General features: G+C 69.3%; 15 protein-coding genes. 11 read left to right on the top strand and 4 right to left on the bottom strand.

What is annotated here, in order from left to right; all coding sequences use genetic code 11:
- Positions 1 to 852 (top strand): FAD:protein FMN transferase, encoded by an 852-nt coding sequence (locus LK09_RS05820; RefSeq protein WP_039397077.1) that lies wholly within the window; start codon positions 1 to 3, stop codon positions 850 to 852.
- Positions 849 to 2,420, top strand: coding sequence for an FAD-dependent oxidoreductase (locus LK09_RS05815; protein ID WP_039397075.1), 1,572 nt, complete (start codon positions 849 to 851; stop codon positions 2,418 to 2,420). Before LK09_RS05820 ends, LK09_RS05815 begins: the two co-directional genes overlap by 4 nt.
- Here the strand turns inward: LK09_RS05815 and LK09_RS05810 are convergent.
- Both LK09_RS05810 and LK09_RS05805 read right to left on the bottom strand, forming a co-directional pair.
- Positions 2,414 to 3,967 (bottom strand): sensor histidine kinase, encoded by a 1,554-nt coding sequence (locus tag LK09_RS05810; protein ID WP_039397073.1) that lies wholly within the window; start codon positions 3,965 to 3,967, stop codon positions 2,414 to 2,416. The two genes, LK09_RS05815 and LK09_RS05810, sit on opposite strands and share 7 nt — an antisense overlap.
- A complete protein-coding gene (locus LK09_RS05805) occupies positions 3,964 to 4,698 on the bottom strand; it encodes a response regulator transcription factor (RefSeq protein WP_039397071.1) in 735 nt (244 codons plus the stop codon). The genes LK09_RS05810 and LK09_RS05805 overlap by 4 nt, the downstream gene beginning before the upstream one ends.
- 159 nt (positions 4,699 to 4,857) lie before the next feature.
- On the opposite strand from LK09_RS05805, the gene LK09_RS05800 reads away from it, so the two are divergent.
- The 7 genes from LK09_RS05800 to LK09_RS05770 all read left to right on the top strand — a co-directional run bounded on the left by LK09_RS05800 (position 4,858) and on the right by LK09_RS05770 (position 12,481).
- Entirely contained in the window at positions 4,858 to 6,327 is a 1,470-nt protein-coding gene (locus tag LK09_RS05800; RefSeq protein WP_039397068.1) for an ABC transporter permease, read from the top strand.
- A gap of 37 nt (positions 6,328 to 6,364) precedes the next feature.
- Positions 6,365 to 7,087 (top strand): ABC transporter ATP-binding protein, encoded by a 723-nt coding sequence (locus LK09_RS05795; RefSeq protein ID WP_052226445.1) that lies wholly within the window; start codon positions 6,365 to 6,367, stop codon positions 7,085 to 7,087.
- A gap of 199 nt (positions 7,088 to 7,286) precedes the next feature.
- Positions 7,287 to 8,522, top strand: coding sequence for a branched-chain amino acid ABC transporter substrate-binding protein (locus LK09_RS05790; RefSeq protein WP_039397067.1), 1,236 nt, complete (start codon positions 7,287 to 7,289; stop codon positions 8,520 to 8,522).
- 102 nt (positions 8,523 to 8,624) lie between these two features.
- Entirely contained in the window at positions 8,625 to 9,647 is a 1,023-nt protein-coding gene (locus tag LK09_RS05785; RefSeq protein WP_039397065.1) for a branched-chain amino acid ABC transporter permease, read from the top strand.
- Complete coding sequence (locus LK09_RS05780; protein WP_082008078.1) at positions 9,644 to 10,831, top strand: branched-chain amino acid ABC transporter permease; 1,188 nt, start codon at positions 9,644 to 9,646, stop codon at positions 10,829 to 10,831. The genes LK09_RS05785 and LK09_RS05780 overlap by 4 nt, the downstream gene beginning before the upstream one ends.
- Complete coding sequence (locus tag LK09_RS05775) at positions 10,828 to 11,781, top strand: ABC transporter ATP-binding protein (protein ID WP_082008077.1); 954 nt, start codon at positions 10,828 to 10,830, stop codon at positions 11,779 to 11,781. Before LK09_RS05780 ends, LK09_RS05775 begins: the two co-directional genes overlap by 4 nt.
- Positions 11,768 to 12,481, top strand: a complete 714-nt coding sequence (locus tag LK09_RS05770; RefSeq protein ID WP_039397063.1) for an ABC transporter ATP-binding protein — start codon at positions 11,768 to 11,770, stop codon at positions 12,479 to 12,481. Before LK09_RS05775 ends, LK09_RS05770 begins: the two co-directional genes overlap by 14 nt.
- A 115-nt stretch (positions 12,482 to 12,596) precedes the next feature.
- Here the strand turns inward: LK09_RS05770 and gndA are convergent, their stop codons facing one another.
- Positions 12,597 to 14,054 carry an NADP-dependent phosphogluconate dehydrogenase gene (gndA, locus tag LK09_RS05765; protein WP_039397061.1) on the bottom strand — a complete coding sequence of 486 codons (1,458 nt, stop codon included), beginning with the start codon at positions 14,052 to 14,054 and terminating at the stop codon, positions 12,597 to 12,599.
- Between the two features lie 119 nt (positions 14,055 to 14,173).
- On the opposite strand from gndA, the gene LK09_RS05760 reads away from it, so the two are divergent.
- Entirely contained in the window at positions 14,174 to 15,232 is a 1,059-nt protein-coding gene (locus LK09_RS05760) for a D-2-hydroxyacid dehydrogenase (RefSeq protein ID WP_039397059.1), read from the top strand.
- A 1-nt stretch (position 15,233) separates the two neighbouring features.
- The gene (locus LK09_RS05755) at positions 15,234 to 15,731 is read left to right on the top strand and encodes a gluconokinase (protein WP_039397057.1); all 498 of its coding nucleotides are present in this window, start codon (positions 15,234 to 15,236) and stop codon (positions 15,729 to 15,731) included.
- Positions 15,732 to 15,744: 13 nt separating this feature from the next.
- Here LK09_RS05755 and LK09_RS22100 read toward each other — a convergent pair whose 3' ends face one another.
- Positions 15,745 to 15,867, bottom strand: coding sequence for a hypothetical protein (locus tag LK09_RS22100; RefSeq protein ID WP_269430918.1), 123 nt, complete (start codon positions 15,865 to 15,867; stop codon positions 15,745 to 15,747).
- Positions 15,868 to 15,937: the final 70 nt, after the last annotated feature.

Raw genomic sequence — 15,937 nt, 5'->3', positions numbered from 1 at the left:
GTGCCGTCGGTATGGCGGTTCGACGCGATCGGCACTGTCTGGTCGATCGAATCGGACTCTCCGGTGGCGGACAGCGCGCGAGCGCGCATCACCGAGCTGATCGACGGGTTCGACCGAGACTGGTCGCGGTTTCGCAGCGACTCGCAGGTCTCGGCGCTCTCGGTCGGCGGGAGCATTCCCGCACCTGCAGACACGGACGCGATGCTCGCGCTGTACGCCGAGGTGTCGGACGCCACGGACGGCGCGGTGAATCCGCTCGTCGGCGGCTCGCTGGAGCGGCTCGGGTACGACCGCGACTACAGCTTGCGGGCTCAGCCGCCGATTCCCGCGCCCGATTGGCGGGCCGTGCTGCACTGGAAGGGCGGCATCCTGCGCCTCGATGAGCCGGCGACGATCGACGTGGGCGCACTCGGCAAGGGTCGGCTCGTGGATCTGGTCCTCGACGAACTGGCCGGCACGCTGTCCGGCGGAGTCGTCGTGGACGCCGGGGGAGACATCGCGGTGCGCGGGATGCCGCAGCGCGTCGCGCTGGAGCATCCCTTCGACCGCACGCGCGCCATCGGGGTCGTCGAGCTGGCCGACGGGGCGCTGTGCTCGTCGGCGGTGAACAGGCGCGCGTGGGGCGACGGGCTCCACCATGTCCTCGACGCCCGGACCGGCATCCCGGTCGATGCGGTCGCCGCGACCTGGGCGCGGGCCGACACCGCGATGCGCGCCGATGCCGCGGCGACGGCGCTGTTCTTCGACGGCGGGCCGGAGCTCGCGCACCGCTGGGACGTGCCGTGGGTGCGGATGCTGACCGACGGCCGTGTGCAGTGGTCTCCCGGCAATGAGGCAGAGTTGTTCGTGTGATCGCAGCCCTGACCGCCACCTTCAATCGTGTCTTCGCCTTGCTCGGGCGGTTCTCGATGTACCGGCTGGTGCTGCTCGAACTCGCGCTCCTGGCCGTCATCTCCCTGCTGCTCTCGTTCGGCGGGCTCGTCTCACCCGGCTGGGCCGACCTGGTCGTGACGGCGGCGGTGCTGGCGGGCGTCTGCGCCGGGGTGGATGCCGCAGCCCAGCGGATCGTGCGCCTGCCGTGGCGCGTCGAGTCGTCGCTGATCACGGCGGGCATCCTGCTGTTCGTGCTGCGGCCCACGATCCAGCCCCTGGGACTCGTGGGCATCGCCCTCGCTGGGGCGGTCGCCTCACTCTCCAAGTACGTGCTGGTGTGGCGCGGGCGGCACATCTTCAACCCGGCGGCGACCGGCGCCGCCGTGCTGACCCTCGTGGCATCCCTGTCGGGCGTCTCCGATCTCGGCACGTCCGCGTGGTGGGTGGGCACCCCGACGCTCGGGCCGATCGTGCTGCTGCTCGGCATCGTCATCGTGTGGCGCGTCGAGAAGCTGCGGGTCGTCGGCCTCTTCGTGGCCACGGCCCTCGTCGTCGGGACGATCTCGATCGCCGTGCAGTATCAGGCGGCCGGCAGTCCGTGGGATCCGGGTGCGATCTTCTGGCAGCAGCTGTGGTCGTCGCCGGTGCTGTTCCTCGGCGCGTTCATGCTCCCGGAACCCCTGACGCTTCCCCCGCGCCGCTGGCAGCAGCTGATCGTCGCCGCCGTCGTGGGCGTGTTCCTCGGCTGGTCCCCCCAGATCGGGGAGTTCCCGGTGAGTCTCGGCGCCGAGCGCGCGCTCCTCATCGGCAACGCGGTGGCGTTCGCATTCACACTGCGCCAGGCGGTGCGCCTGACTCTCGCCGGCCGGCGAGAGCTCACCCCCACGGTGCAGCAGCTGACCTTCACAACCAGGCGCCGGCTGGAGTTCAGCGCGGGGCAGTACCTCGAGCTGGACGTTCCGCACCGGCGTCCCGACGCACGCGGCACCCGTCGCCCGTTCAGCATCGTCTCGGCGCCGGAGGATCTCCCCGAGGTGCGGATCGCGTTCCGGGACGGGCGCGGCCCCCAGTCGACCTTCAAGCGCGCACTCGCCGGTGCAGGCGCCGGCGACGTGCTGGCCGCCACCGGGATCTGGGGCGACTTCGTGCTGCCTCGGCACCATTCCGAGCCACTGCTGATGGTGGCCGCGGGGATCGGCGTCACGCCGTTCGTGTCGCATCTGCGCCACATCATGGCCTCCGGCGACCGGCGGGACGTCGTCCTGGTGTACGTGGTCTCGGAGCTCGCCGAGCTGGCCTACCGCGACGAGATCGCCGCGGCCGGCGTGCCGGTGATCGTCTTCATGCGCGATGACCCCGGTGCCCTGCCGGACGCGTGGACGTGGAGCGGGGGAGTGCGGCTGGATGCCGCGCAGCTGCCGATCGCGGTGCCCGATCTCGCGGCGCGCCACGCCTACATCTCGGGTCCTGCGGGGCTGGTCGCCGATCTGGCGCCGGCTCTGGAGAAGGCGAAGTCGATCACGACCGACGCGTTCAGCGGCTACTGATCCTCGGCCGGTGTCCCGCGCGTGGGGATGCGCACTTCGAAGGTCGTGTCGCCCGGGGTGCTGCGAACCGTGATCACGCCGTGGTGGGCCTGGACGATCGCGCGGGCGATCGACAGCCCGAGCCCGGTGCCGCCGGTCTTGCGGGCACGTGACCGGTCGGCGCGGGCGAACCGCTCGAACAGCTCCTCGGCGACCGAGGGATCGATCCCGGGCCCGTCGTCGTGCACGGTGATCACCGCGTCCGAGCCGATGCGCTGCAGACGCGTCGTGACAGCGGTTCCGGGCGGGGTGTGCGTGCGCGCGTTGCCGAGGAGGTTCGCCAGCACCTGGTGCAGCCGCGACGCATCGCCGGAGATCTCGATCGGCACGTCGTCGACGTCGAGCTCCCACGTGTGCTCGGGACCCGCCGCCTGCGCGTCCGCGACGGCCTCCACGCACAGGCGGGTGAGGTCGACCGAGCCGTAGACCAGCTCCTGACCCTCGTCGAGTCGCGCGAGCAAGAGCAGATCCTCGACCAGTGTCGTCATCCGCAGCGACTGCGCCTGGATGCGCTCCAGTGCCTGCTCTGTCGTCTCGAGGACCTCGGGACCGTGCGATCGCTGCAGGGATCGCAGCGACAGCTCCGAGTAGCCGCGGATGGACGCCAGGGGAGTGCGCAGCTCATGGCTGGCATCGGCGACGAACGACCGCATGAGCTCTTCGTTGCGCTGACGGGCGGTCAGCGACGAGCTGACGTGGTCGAGCAGGGTGTTCATGGCACGGCCCACCTGGCCGATCTCGGTGCGGTCGTCGGTCTGGTCCTCGGGGACGCGCTCGAGGATCGACACCGATCCCTCCGACATCGGCAGAGCGGCGACGTGGGCGGCCGTGTCGGCCACCGCGCGCAGCGGCTGCAGGCCGCGGCGGATGATCAAGGCGATCGCGACGCCGAGGAGGAGGAGACCGCCCGTGGTCACGAGGACGACCGTCGTGAGGATCTGCGCGACCGTCGCGCTGACCTCCGAGGTCGGGAGACCGACGAACGCGTAGAAGCCGTTGCCTCCGTTCGCGCCGTTGCTGCTGCGGAGGGTGACCCGGTAGGTGTCGACTCCGGGAATCCGCACGGTTGCGAATCCCTGACTCGCCCCGGGGGCCGCCGCCGCGACCGCGATGGCGTTGATCTCGGCACTCGTCAAGCGTCGCACCGTGTTGTGCTCGTCGATGTACGCGCCGGACAGGCCGCCCGCCTGCGTGTTCAGGATGAGCAGGGTGCCGGACGGGTAGTAGTGGCCGGTCGTGAGCACGTCGTAGGCGGTGGGCGGCCCGCTGACGAGGTCCTGCGGCGGTTCGAGGAGCGACACTCGCATCTGATCGGCGGCGGCGGCCACCCGGCTGTCGAGGTTCGTGGCGAGGATCTGACCGAGGATCGTGCTGGTGGCGAACGCCACGGCGACGAGAATGAGGGCGACCATTCCGATCACGGTGACCATCAGGCGGGTCTGCAGCGTCAGCACTCGTTTACGGCGCTGACGCTGCGGGGCCTGCGCGACCGGGGTCGCCGCCGTCACTGCGGTGCTTTGATCATGTAGCCGACGCCGCGGACCGTGTGGATGAGCGGGTCGCGGCCGGCGTCGATCTTCTTGCGCAGGTACGAGATGTAGAGCTCGACGACGCTGGACCGGCCCCCGAAGTCGTAATTCCAGACGCGGTCGAGGATCTGCGCCTTCGACACGACGCGACGCTGGTTGCGCATGAGGTAGCGCAGCAGCTCGAACTCGGTCGCGGTGAGCTCGATCTCCGTGCCGGAGCGGTCGACCTCGTGGCTGTCCTCGTTGAGGGTGAGGTCGCCGACGCGGAGGATGGGCTCCGCCTCACCGGCGCGGGCGGTGCCGGCGCGGCGCATGAGACCCCGCAGACGCGCCACGACCTCTTCGAGGCTGAACGGCTTGGTGACGTAGTCGTCGCCGCCCGCCGTGAGGCCGGCGACCCGGTCGCTCACGGAGTCCTTCGCCGTGAGGAAGAGCACGGGCACGTCGTCCCCGCTGCGGCGCAGGCGCTGCAGCACGGACATGCCGTCGAGGTCGGGCATCATGATGTCCAGGACCATGGCATCGGGCTCGAACTCGCGGGCGACCTGCAGGGCCTGGAATCCGGATGCCGCCGTGCGCACCTCCCAGCCCTCCATCCGGAGCGCCATCGACAGGAGGTCGGTGAGCATCTGCTCGTCGTCGACGACGAGGACGCGGGGGGATGTTCCGTCGGCTCGCTGAAGCGTCTGTGTGGTTGCCATGGCGGTCATGTCTCGATTCTCTGCGTGCTGGCTCGCAGATCACTCTGGTTTCTCCTATGAGACGACTGTGAGTTCGGGCTCATCGTTCTTGCATAGGACGCGCTGGATGCGCGCATCGATTCACAACATAGCTTGCCGGAGACCGCAACGGGAAGAGCGAGGAGAGACATGTACTGGACCTATCTCAGGCGGGAGCTCGGGGGCCGACGCAAGCAGACCGTGATCGTGGCCGCCGGGCTTGCGATCGCCATCGCGCTCGTCGTGGTGGTGACATCGCTCACGGCGGGCGTGCGCGATGCGCAGAAAGCGACGCTGCAGTCCGTCTACGGGGTGGGAACGGACCTCACCGTCACGGGCGCTGCGCAAACTCCCGGTTCGGGCGGCACGGGCGGGCAGCGCTTCGACTTCCGGCAGGGCGCGGGATCGAGCTCCGGCGGGACCACGACGGTGAACCAGTCGCGGCTGACCACCGAACCGGGACGCAGCACCCTGAGCAGCGCGACGGTGAAGAAGGTCGCCGCGGTCGAGGGCGTTTCCGGGGTTTCGTCGTCGCTGAGTCTTCGCAACGTGACCTTCAACGGCCAGCTGCCGACGCGGTCGGGACAGAACGGCGGGTACGGCCAGGCCGGCAGCGCCCCGCAGCAGGGCGACACGTCGCAGTCGCAAGGGGGGCCGGACGGCGCCGGCGGGAGTAGCTTCAACGTCGACTCCTTCACCGTGCTCGGCATCGACACCACGAACACGACCGTCGGGCCGCTCACGTCGGTGAAGGTGAGCTCGGGCCGTCAGCTGACCTCCGCGGACGCGTCCGCGGACGTCGCCGTGGTTGATGCCACCTACGCGAAGTCGAACAGCCTCACGGTGGGTGGCACGATCGACGTCGGCGGCACGAAGATGAAGATCGTCGGCATCGTGGCATCCTCGTCGGCGAGCGCCGACACCGCCTCGAACGTGTACATCCCGCTCGCCGTGGCGCAGAAGCTCGCCGGCACCGGCAGCGTCGTCTCGACGATCTACGTGACCGCATCGTCGGCCGCCGACATCACCGCCGTGCAGAAGGCGATCGAGACCGCCGTCCCGAAGGCGACGGTGAGCTCTCAGGCCGATCTCGCCGCCACCGTGTCCAGTTCGCTGTCCGGTGCGGCATCCCTCATCACGAACCTCGGCACGTGGCTCGCGATCGTCGTGCTCCTGGTCGCGGTCGTGCTGGCGGTGCTGTTCACCAGCTCGGGCGTCGCGCGGCGCACCCGCGAGTTCGGCACCCTGAAGGCCATCGGCTGGTCCAACCGCCGCGTCGTCGGCCAGGTCGCCGGAGAATCCGTGATCCAGAGCATCATCGGCGGCCTCGTCGGGCTCGTCCTGGGGCTCGCCGCGGTGATCACGATCAATGTCATCGCCCCCACGGTCTCCTCCGGCTCCTCGCCGGCCGGTGCGGGCCCGGGCGGCGGCCCCGGCGGCGGCTTCACCCGCCTGGCGCAGGCCGCGGCGAGCGAGATCACGCTGCACGCTCCGGTCACCGTGTGGATCCTGGCGGCCGCGGTCGGACTCGCGGTGCTGGCCGGCCTCATCGCGGGTGCCTTCGGCGGGTGGCGCGCCGCCCGGCTCAGCCCCGCCGAAGCACTGCGCGCGGTCTCCTGATCGCAGACGAACCCCGGACCTGAACGGAGAACACGGAATGACCACGACAGAGATCCAGCCGGCGCCGCCCGAGGGCGTGTCGACCGGGCACGTCTACCGACTCAGCGGAGTCACGAAGACCTACACCACTCGCGGGAAGGCGGTGCCGGCCCTGACCGGCGTCGACCTGCGGATCGAGCGCGGCGACATCGTCGCGATCCAGGGACCGACCGGCGGCGGCAAGTCCACGCTGCTGCAGCTGCTCGGCGGGCTCGACCGGCCGACCGCGGGGGAGATCCTGCTCGGCACGGACGACCTCGCCAAGGCGTCACCGGCGCAGGTGGGACGATTGCGTGCTCACGAGCTGGGGTTCGTGTTCCAGGGCTTCAACCTGATCCCGACCCTCACGGCGGCGGAGAACGTCGACACCGGGCTGGAGCCGCTCGGCCTGAGCAGGCCCGAGCGGAACGAGCGGGTGGCGCAGGCACTGGCGCATGTCGGGCTCGCCGACCGCGGGGATCATCGCCCGTCCGAGCTGTCCGGCGGGCAGCAGCAGCGCGTCGCGATCGCCCGCGCCATCGTGAAGCGGCCCAAGGTGCTCTTGGCGGACGAGCCCACCGGCAACCTGGACGAGCACACGCGGGACGAGATCCTCGCATTGCTGTTCGGACTGGCGGACGAGGGCCTCACGCTCATCATCGTGACGCACGACTCCGCCGTCGCGGCCCGCGCGGGACGCCGTCTGCGCCTTGCGCGGGGGACGGTCACCGAGCTGCATTGACGCCCGGGGCGCCTGCGGGGCGGGACGGACGAGCGGTCCGTCCCGCCCCTCTCTGCGTGCGGCGTGTCGTTTGTGACGATTTCGAAACGGCGTCCGTTTATGTGCTGTGAATCCGCTCCCAGAAGGGTAGTGTCACTCCCACCCTGACCGTCGGCGTCGACAGCACGGCACGACGGCCACCCATCTGGAAGGCGATTACATGCTGCGAAAGACGACACTGGCAGGAATCTCCGCTGTGGCGGCAGTCCTCCTGCTCGCCGGCTGTGCGAACCAGTCGAGCCCCAACTCCACCTCGACCTCGGGATCGAGCACCGGATTCGCCGCGGCGAGCAACACCCCGGTCATCACCAAGATCGACACCCCGCCGAACCCTGTCCTTCCGGCCGGAGACGGCAAGGCGAAGTGCTCGGGCCTCACGCTCGCGTACGTCGGGGCGGAGACCGGCCCGAACGCCCAGCTCGGCATCAACATCTACAACGGCGTGCAGCTGGCGATCAACCAGCACAACCAGGCCAACCCCGGTTGCCAGGTCGCGTTCAAGAAGTTCGACACCGAGGGTGACCCGCAGAAGGCCACCGGCCCGGTCACGCAGGCGACGAACGAGAAGGACATCATCGGCGTCATCGGTCTGCCCTTCTCCGGCGAGTCGAAGGCGACCGGGAACATCTTCCAGCAGCAGGGACTCGTGCACATCACGCCCTCCGCGACGAACGTCAAGCTGACCACCAACGGCTGGACCACGTTCTTCCGCGGCCTCGGCAACGACGGCGTGCAGGGACCGGCTGCGGCGAAGTTCCTCACCGACCAGCTCAAGGCCAAGAAGGTCTACGTCGTGCAGGACGACTCCGACTACGGCATCGGCCTGTCCGGCTCGGTCCAGCAGGGCCTGGGCAGCGCTCTCGCCGGTCTCGACAAGGTGACGACCGGTCAGAAGGACTTCTCGGCCACGGTCTCGAAGATCAACAGCGCCAAGCCGGACGCGGTCTACTACGCCGGCTACTTCCCGGAGGGTGCGCCGTTCGCGCAGCAGCTGGTCAACTCCGGTTACAAGGGCATGTTCGTCGCGCCGGACGGCACGAAGGACCCGCAGTTCATCAAGCTCGCCGGCAACGCGTCCAACAACGCGTACTTCACCTGCCCCTGCATCCCGGGTGAGCTGATCACGTCGTTCGCCGACGCGTACCAGAAGGTCGCGGGCGCGGCCCCCGGCACGTACTCCATCGAGGGCTACGACGCCGCGACCGTCATGCTCGCCGGCATCGACAAGGGCAACACGACGCGTGCCGACCTGCTCAAGTGGGTCAAGAACTACGACGCCGACGGCCTGAGCAAGCACTACAAGTGGGACTCCACCGGCGAGCTCCAGGCGCCGACCGTGTACGGCTACAAGGTCGAGGGCGGCAAGATCGTCCCGATCGGTCAGATCGGAAAGTAGCGGTCCGAGCTCGGATGCCGCGGCGGGCACCTCCCGCCGCGGCATCCCTGAGCCCCGCAGTCCCACCCCTCCCTGCGGATCCCACTCTCAACCGGAGTTTGCATGCTCGATCTCGTCCTCGCCGCAGCCCCCGGCGGCCACCTCTTCACCGACAATTCCTGGATCACGTTCGACGTGAACGCCCTCGCCCAGAACTTCTGGGCGGTCACCTTCGCCGGACTCACGTTCGGCGCCGTCTACGGCCTCATCGCCGTCGGCTACACGCTCGTCTACGGCGTGCTGAACCTCATCAACTTCGCCCACTCGGAGGTGTTCATCGTCGGTGCGTACGGCGTCGTAATCACCCTCACCTCCCTGGGCTTCGGACCGAACGCTCCCACGCTCGGTCTGCCGGCACTCATCGGCGACCTCCTGCTCGCCATGGTCGTCGGCATGATCGCGTCCGCCCTGACGGCCCTGTTCATCGAACGGGTCGCCTACCGCCCGCTTCGCAAGCGCAACGCACCGCGTCTGGCCTTCCTCATCACCGCGATCGGCATGTCCTTCGCGATCCAGTACGCGATCTTCATCATCCGCGGTGCGAACGCCGAGTCGAGTGTCACGATGTACATCCCGACGCCCGTGTTCGACGTCTTCGGCACCATCATCACGAGCCAGCAGCTGATCATCGTGATCTCGGCCGTCGTCCTGATGGTCGCGACCGACACGTTCGTTCGCCGGGGTCGGACCGGCCGCGGCATCCGCGCCGTCGCACAGGATCCCGACACTGCCACCCTGATGGGCGTCAGCAGAGAGCGGATCATCATGATCACGTTCATCATCGGCGGTCTGCTCGCCGGTGCCGCGGCCCTGTTCTACGTGATGATCGTCCCGTCGGGCGTCATCTACAACGGTGGCTTCGTACTGGGCGTCAAGGCCTTCGCCGCCGCCGTCCTCGGCGGCATCGGAAACATCCGCGGCGCGCTGCTCGGCGGCCTGCTGCTGGGCCTGATCAGCAATTACGGACAGATTCTGCTGGGTGACGCGCAGTGGGCCGACGTCGTGGCGTTCGTCGTCCTGGTCCTCGTCCTGCTGGTGCGGCCCGAGGGCATCCTCGGCACGACCCTCGGAAGGAGCAAGGCATGAGCAGTCTCGACGGACCGCGCATCGAGCCCGATGCCGAGGCGGCACGCGAGCTTCAGGACACCGAAGCCAACAGCAGCCGCCGCCGTGGTCCCCTTCAGGGCTTCCGCGAACGGTGGAACGAGCTGCCGCGGCAGGCGCAGTGGGCGTGGATGATTCCGGTGGTGATCATCGCCTACGCGATGCCGTACCTGAACTTCTTCCCGATCACGACCGAGCCGGGCAACGACTGGCCGATCACGCTGTTCACGATGTCGATCTACGCGCTCGTCGCGGTGGGCCTGAACGTCGTCATCGGCTACACCGGCCTGCTGGACCTCGGGTACGTCGCCTTCTTCGCGGTCGGCTCGTACACGGCGGCCATGTTCACCAGCCCGGACTCGCCGCTCGCGCACATCCCGTACCTGTGGACGCTGCCGCTGGCGATGGTGATCACGGCGACGTTCGGCGTGATCCTCGGCGTCCCGACCCTCCGCCTGCGGGGCGACTACCTGGCGATCGTCACGCTCGGGTTCGGTGAGATCGTGCGCATCCTCGCGACCATCATCCCCGCGATGAAGGGGCAGGTCGGGTTCTCGTCCGTCGGGCATCCGCCCGGGGGCACCCCCACGCAGCCGCTGTTCTCGAACTCGACCGGCGTGCCGTGGTACTGGCTGACGATCACCGTCATCATCATCATCATGCTGCTCGTCGGAAACCTCGAGCGCAGCCGCGTGGGACGCGCGCTGATCGCCATCCGCGAAGACGAGGATGCCGCCGAGACGATGGGCGTGCCGACCTTCAAGTACAAGGTCTGGGCATTCGCGATCGGCGCGATGGTGGGCGGCCTGTCGGGTGCCCTCTTCGCCGGGCAGATCGGCTTCGTGAACAACCAGAAGTTCGACGTCCAGACCTCGATGCTCTTCGTCGCCGCCGTGGTCCTCGGCGGCGCCGGCAACAAGGTCGGCGCCCTGCTCGGCGGCGCGATCGTGGCCTACATCCCGCTGCGGTTCACAGCCATCGCGGACTACAAGTACTTCATCTTCGGCATCGCGCTGGTGCTGCTGATGATCTACCGCTCGCAGGGCCTCGTCCCGGCCAAGGTGCGCCTGCTCGCGTACGCCCGCCGTGCCCTGAAGCTGACTCCGCCGCCGCCGACGCGCGGCGCGCGACACGAACAGGCATCCGCCGAGGGAGGTGCGGCATGACCGAAGACGACAATGCACCGGTCTTCGGGCGCGAGACGGGCGATGCTCCCGCCGACCAGACGACGACGTCCTCGGAGACCGACGAACTCGTCGGCCAGGGGACGCTCGATGTCCCCGACGATGCCACGGAGGAATACACCGCGGAGTCGGAGCGCGACGTCGAGGTCGCGGTCGGCGAGAAGCTTGTCGAGGTGCGCGGTCTGACCGTCAAGTTCGGCGGCCTGCTCGCCCTCGACGACGTCTCGTTCGACATCAAGCGCGGCGAGATCCTCGGACTCATCGGCCCCAACGGCGCGGGCAAGACGACCTGCTTCAACGCGATGACCGGCGTCTACCGGCCGACCAGCGGCGACGTGCTCCTGGAAGGCGTGTCGCTGAAGGGCCGCAAGCAGCACCACATCACGCGGATGGGGCTGGCGCGCACGTTCCAGAACATCCGCCTGTTCGGTGAGATGACCGCCCTCGAGAACGTCGTGGTCGGGCTGGACGCCCGGCACCGCACGTCGGTGCCCGGCGCGGTGGTGCGGGTGCCACGCCACGTCCGGGAGGAGAAGTCGGCGATCGACCGCGGCATGGCGCTGCTCGACTTCGTCGGGATCGCCCACCAGGCGAATCACCAGTCGCGATCGTTGCCGTACGGCTCGCAGCGCCGACTGGAGATCGCGCGCGCGCTCGCGACGGACCCGAAGCTGCTGTGCCTGGACGAGCCGGCCGCCGGCTTCAACCCCGCCGAGAAGGAGGAGCTCATGGCCCTCATCCGGCAGGTCCGGGACCAGGGGTACACGGTGCTGCTCATCGAGCACGACATGAAGCTGGTCATGGGTGTGACCGACCGCATCGTGGTGCTGGAATTCGGCCGCAAGATCGCCGACGACCTGCCCGCCGCCATCCGCGCCGATCCGCGCGTGATCGCCGCCTACCTCGGGGAGCCCGAAGATGACGCTGCTTGAACTGAAGGACGTGTCGGTCCACTACGGCCGCATCCAGGCGCTGCGCGACATCTCGTTCAGCGTCGAGGAGGGGGAGATCGTGTCGCTGATCGGTGCCAACGGCGCCGGGAAGACCACGACGATGCGCACCATCTCCGGACTGCTCAACCCGTCGGCGGGCTCGATCACGTTCGACGGCCAGGACATCACCAAGATGAAGGCCCACATCCGGGTCGTCAACGGCATCTCCCAGGCGCCCGAGGGCCGAGGCATCTTCCCCGGCATGACGGTGCTGGAGAACCTCGACATGGGCACGTTCGGGCTGAAGTCGAAAGAGGGCGTGCCGGAGTCGCTGGAGCGGGTGTTCTCGCTGTTCCCCCGTCTGGAGGAGCGCAAGAAGCAGCTCGGCGGCACCATGTCCGGCGGCGAGCAGCAGATGCTCGCGATCGGCCGGGCGCTCATGTCGCAGCCGCGCGTGCTGCTGCTCGACGAGCCGTCGATGGGGCTCGCACCGCAGTTCATCCGCCAGATCTTCTCGATCATCAAGGAGATCAACGAGCAGGGCACGACGATCCTGCTCGTGGAGCAGAACGCCAACCAGGCTCTGGCTCGTGCGCACCGCGCGTTCGTGCTCGAGACCGGCGAGATCACGAAGTCGGGCACCGGCAAGGAGCTGCTGGCCGACCCGTCGATCAAAGAGGCGTACCTCGGCGTCGGCTAGGTCCGGCCGGCCGGCCGGTCGTTGAGCGAGCGACGAAGGAGCGAGACGAAACGCAGCGAGGATCAGTTGCGTTTCGTCTCGCTTCGCTCGCTCGACGACCGAAGGGGGTCCGGGGTCAGTGCGAGGAGGTCGCGGGGGCCTCGGTGCGGTCTCCGGACCAGTTGGTGTGGAACGTGCCGTCCTTGTCGATGCGGCGGTAGGTGTGCGCGCCGAAGAAGTCGCGCTGGCCCTGGATGAGGGCGGCGGGGAGCCGGTCGGCGCGGAGCCCGTCGTAGTAGGCGAGCGACGAGGAGAACGCGGGGGCGGGGATGCCGGTCGCCGCCGCGTTCTGCACGATGCGGCGCCAGGCATCCTGCGCGCGCTGGAGCGCCTCGACGAAGTACGGCGCGGTCAGCAGCACCGTGAGGTCGGGGGTCTGGGCGTACGCGTCGGCGATGCGGTTGAGGAACTGCGCGCGGATGATGCAGCCGCCGCGCCAGATCCGCGACACCGCCCCGAGGTCGATGTTCCAGCCGTACTGCGCCGCGCCGGCGCGGATCTCGCCGAAGCCCTGCGAGTAGGCGACGATCTTCGACGCGAACAGAGCCAGGCGCACGTCCTCGATGAAAAGGTCTGCGTCGGCGCCGGTCGCGGCGACCGTCGCGGACGGTCCGGGAAGCGACCCGGACACGGAGCGCTGCTCGGGGTGGCTGGACAGCGACCGGGCGAAGGTGGCCTCCGCGATGCCGGAGACGGGCACACCCAGGTCGAGGGCGGTCTGAACCGTCCACGCCCCGGTGCCCTTCGCTCCTGCCTGGTCGAGGATGACGTCCACCAGCGGCCTGCCGGTCTCGGCATCCACCTGGCGCAGCACCTCGGCGGTGATCTCGATGAGGTACGACTCCAGCTCGCCGCGGTTCCACTCGGCGAAGATCTCCGCGATCTCGGCCGGCGACTTGCCGGTGCCGCGACGGATCAGGTCGTACGCCTCGGCGATGAGCTGCATGTCGGCGTACTCGATGCCGTTGTGCACCATCTTCACGAAGTGTCCGGCACCGTCGTGACCGACGTGGGTGACGCACGGCTCGCCCTCCGCGATCGCGGCGATCGAGCGCAGGATCGGGCCGAGGGTGGTCCACGACTCGTCCGACCCGCCCGGCATCAGCGACGGGCCGAGAAGGGCACCCTCCTCGCCGCCGGACACGCCCATGCCGACGAAGTTGATCCCGGTCGCGCGCACGGCCGCCTCGCGCCGGCGGGTGTCGGTGAACAGGGCGTTGCCGCCGTCCACGATGATGTCGCCCGGCTCGAACACCCGCACCAGCTCGTCGATGACGGCGTCCGTGCCGGCCCCGGCCTGCACCATGATGATCGCCGTCCGCGGCACCGTGAGCGCCGCCGCGAACTCGTCGTACGAGAACGTGCCCACGAAACCGGCCTCGGGGTGCTCGGCCAGCAGGTCGTCGGTGCGGCCCCGGGAGCGGTTCAGCACCGCCACCGTGTTCCCCTCGCGCGAGGCGAGGTTTCGGGCCAGGTTCGAACCCATGACAGCAAGGCCGACGACGCCGACGTTCGCAGAGGGGGTGGAGGTCATGAAGTGCCTTTCGGTGGGACGGTTCAGAAGTCCATCAATCAGGATGCCACGTCCGCCCGGACGGCGTTCGGCCAGAATGGGACTGTTGCGGAATGGGACGGCATCCGAGAGGCGGACACATGACGACGGCGACCCGAGGGCTTCGAGCAGTCGTGGCCGTGCCCCTGCCGGAGGAGCTGTGCCGACTCATCGAGGAGCTCGAGCCGCGGGTGGACCTGGTGCGGGACCACTCCCTGACGCGGCCGATGCGCGGCCCGGCGGACTGGACGGGAGACCCGGACTTCGTCCGCACCCCTGATCAGCAGCGCCGCTTCGAGGCGATGGTCGATTCCGCGCAGGCGCTGTTCGGCATCCCCGACGTGGACCCCGAGGCGCTCGCACGCACGGTGAGGGCGAATGCAAACCTCGAGTGGGTGATGACCACCGCCGCGGGCGGGGGAGCGCAGGTGAAGGCCGCACACCTCGACCGGGCGGCACTGGAGCGCATCGTGTTCACCACGGCCGCCGGAGTGCACGGCGGGACCCTCGCGGAGTTCGCGGTCTTCGGTCTGCTGGCGGGCGCGAAGGACCTCCCGCGGCTGCTCGCGGACCAGCGCGACAAGAACTGGCCCGACCGCTGGGAGATGCGGCAGCTCGAAGACCTGACCGTGCTGGTGGTCGGCCTCGGCGGGATCGGCGCCGAGACGGCGCGACGGGTGTCGGCGCTCGGCGCGACGGTGTGGGGAACGACGCGCAGCGGCGACCCGGTGCCCGGGGTCGACAGGCTCGTCCCGATCGAAACGCTGTCCGAAGCCGTCACGATGGTCGACGCGATCGTCGTCACGCTTCCCGGAACCGCGCAGACCCACCACCTGATCGACGCCGGCGTGCTGGCGGGCGTGCGAGCGGGCACGATCCTCGTGAGCATCGGCCGCGGCACGGTCATCGACGAGGCTGCGCTCCTGCCGGCGCTCGACGACGGCCGGATCGGATTCGCCGCACTGGACGTGTTCGAAAGCGAACCGCTTCCTGCGGACTCTCCGCTGTGGACGCATCCGCGTGTGCTGGTGAGCCCGCACACCGCGGCCCTCAGCAGCAGAGAGGCGGAGCGGATCGCGCGCCGGTTCGCCGAGAACGCGGGCCGCCTGCTCGACGGGGCGCCGCTTCGCAGCGTCGTCGACACGGTGGAGTTCTACTGACGTGAGTGCGAACCTCCGCCACATCGTGGTCGCCGGCCCGAGCGGGTCGGGCAAGTCCTCCGTGGGCCGCGCGCTCGCGGACCACTTCGGTCTCCCGTTCATCGACGGCGACGACCTGCATCCGGCGGCGAACATCGCGAAGATGTCTGCGGGCACCGCGCTCGACGACGCGGATCGGATGCCGTGGCTCGACATCGTCGCCTCGACGCTCGCCGCCGCCTCCGAGGGCCTGGTCGTCGCATGCTCGGCCCTGGCACGCCGATACCGCGATCAGATCCTTCGCGGGTGCCCGGACGCCATGTTCATCGAGCTGCGCGTGCCGGCCGCCGAACTCGAACGCCGGATGCTCGCGCGCAGCCACTTCATGCCGCCGGCCCTGCTGCGCTCCCAGCTGGAGGCGTGGGAGCCGCTGGGCGAGGACGAACCGGGTGCCTCCGTCGCCGCGGATCAGCCGATCGCGGACGTGGTGGCCGAAGCGGTGGCGGCGCTCGAAGACTGAGCGCCGTGCGGTGTCACTCCTTGCGGTACGCCTGGCGTCCCATGTAGAAGTAGGCGCCGACCGTGGTCACGAGCCCCCCGAGGGCGATCAGGCCGATCACTCCCATGATGATGTTCGACGAGGTCTGCGCGTCCATTGTTCCTCCGTGGTCGGGTGCGTCTCTCATCGTAGCGGGGCGCTGGTAGACTTGAGTGAACTTCGGCGAG

Origin of the sequence: Microbacterium mangrovi (assembly GCF_000802305.1) — a bacterium.
Classification (GTDB): Bacteria; Actinomycetota; Actinomycetes; order Actinomycetales; family Microbacteriaceae; genus Microbacterium; species Microbacterium mangrovi.
Note: the sequence above shows the minus strand (reverse complement) of the source record. Positions and strands in the feature narration are given on the sequence as shown.

Bases quoted from the DNA above. Each gene is read 5' to 3' on its own strand.
- LK09_RS05770 (WP_039397063.1), top strand. From the start codon at position 11,768: ATGACGCTGCTTGAACTGAAGGACGTGTCGGTCCACTACGGCCGCATC.
- LK09_RS05795 (WP_052226445.1), top strand. From the start codon at position 6,365: ATGACCACGACAGAGATCCAGCCGGCGCCGCCCGAGGGCGTGTCGACC.
- gndA (WP_039397061.1), bottom strand. From the start codon at position 14,054: ATGACCTCCACCCCCTCTGCGAACGTCGGCGTCGTCGGCCTTGCTGTC.
- LK09_RS05790 (WP_039397067.1), top strand. From the start codon at position 7,287: ATGCTGCGAAAGACGACACTGGCAGGAATCTCCGCTGTGGCGGCAGTC.
- LK09_RS05775 (WP_082008077.1), top strand. From the start codon at position 10,828: ATGACCGAAGACGACAATGCACCGGTCTTCGGGCGCGAGACGGGCGAT.
- LK09_RS22100 (WP_269430918.1), bottom strand. From the start codon at position 15,867: ATGGACGCGCAGACCTCGTCGAACATCATCATGGGAGTGATCGGCCTG.
- LK09_RS05805 (WP_039397071.1), bottom strand. From the start codon at position 4,698: ATGACCGCCATGGCAACCACACAGACGCTTCAGCGAGCCGACGGAACA.
- LK09_RS05785 (WP_039397065.1), top strand. From the start codon at position 8,625: ATGCTCGATCTCGTCCTCGCCGCAGCCCCCGGCGGCCACCTCTTCACC.
- LK09_RS05780 (WP_082008078.1), top strand. From the start codon at position 9,644: ATGAGCAGTCTCGACGGACCGCGCATCGAGCCCGATGCCGAGGCGGCA.
- LK09_RS05760 (WP_039397059.1), top strand. From the start codon at position 14,174: ATGACGACGGCGACCCGAGGGCTTCGAGCAGTCGTGGCCGTGCCCCTG.
- LK09_RS05800 (WP_039397068.1), top strand. From the start codon at position 4,858: ATGTACTGGACCTATCTCAGGCGGGAGCTCGGGGGCCGACGCAAGCAG.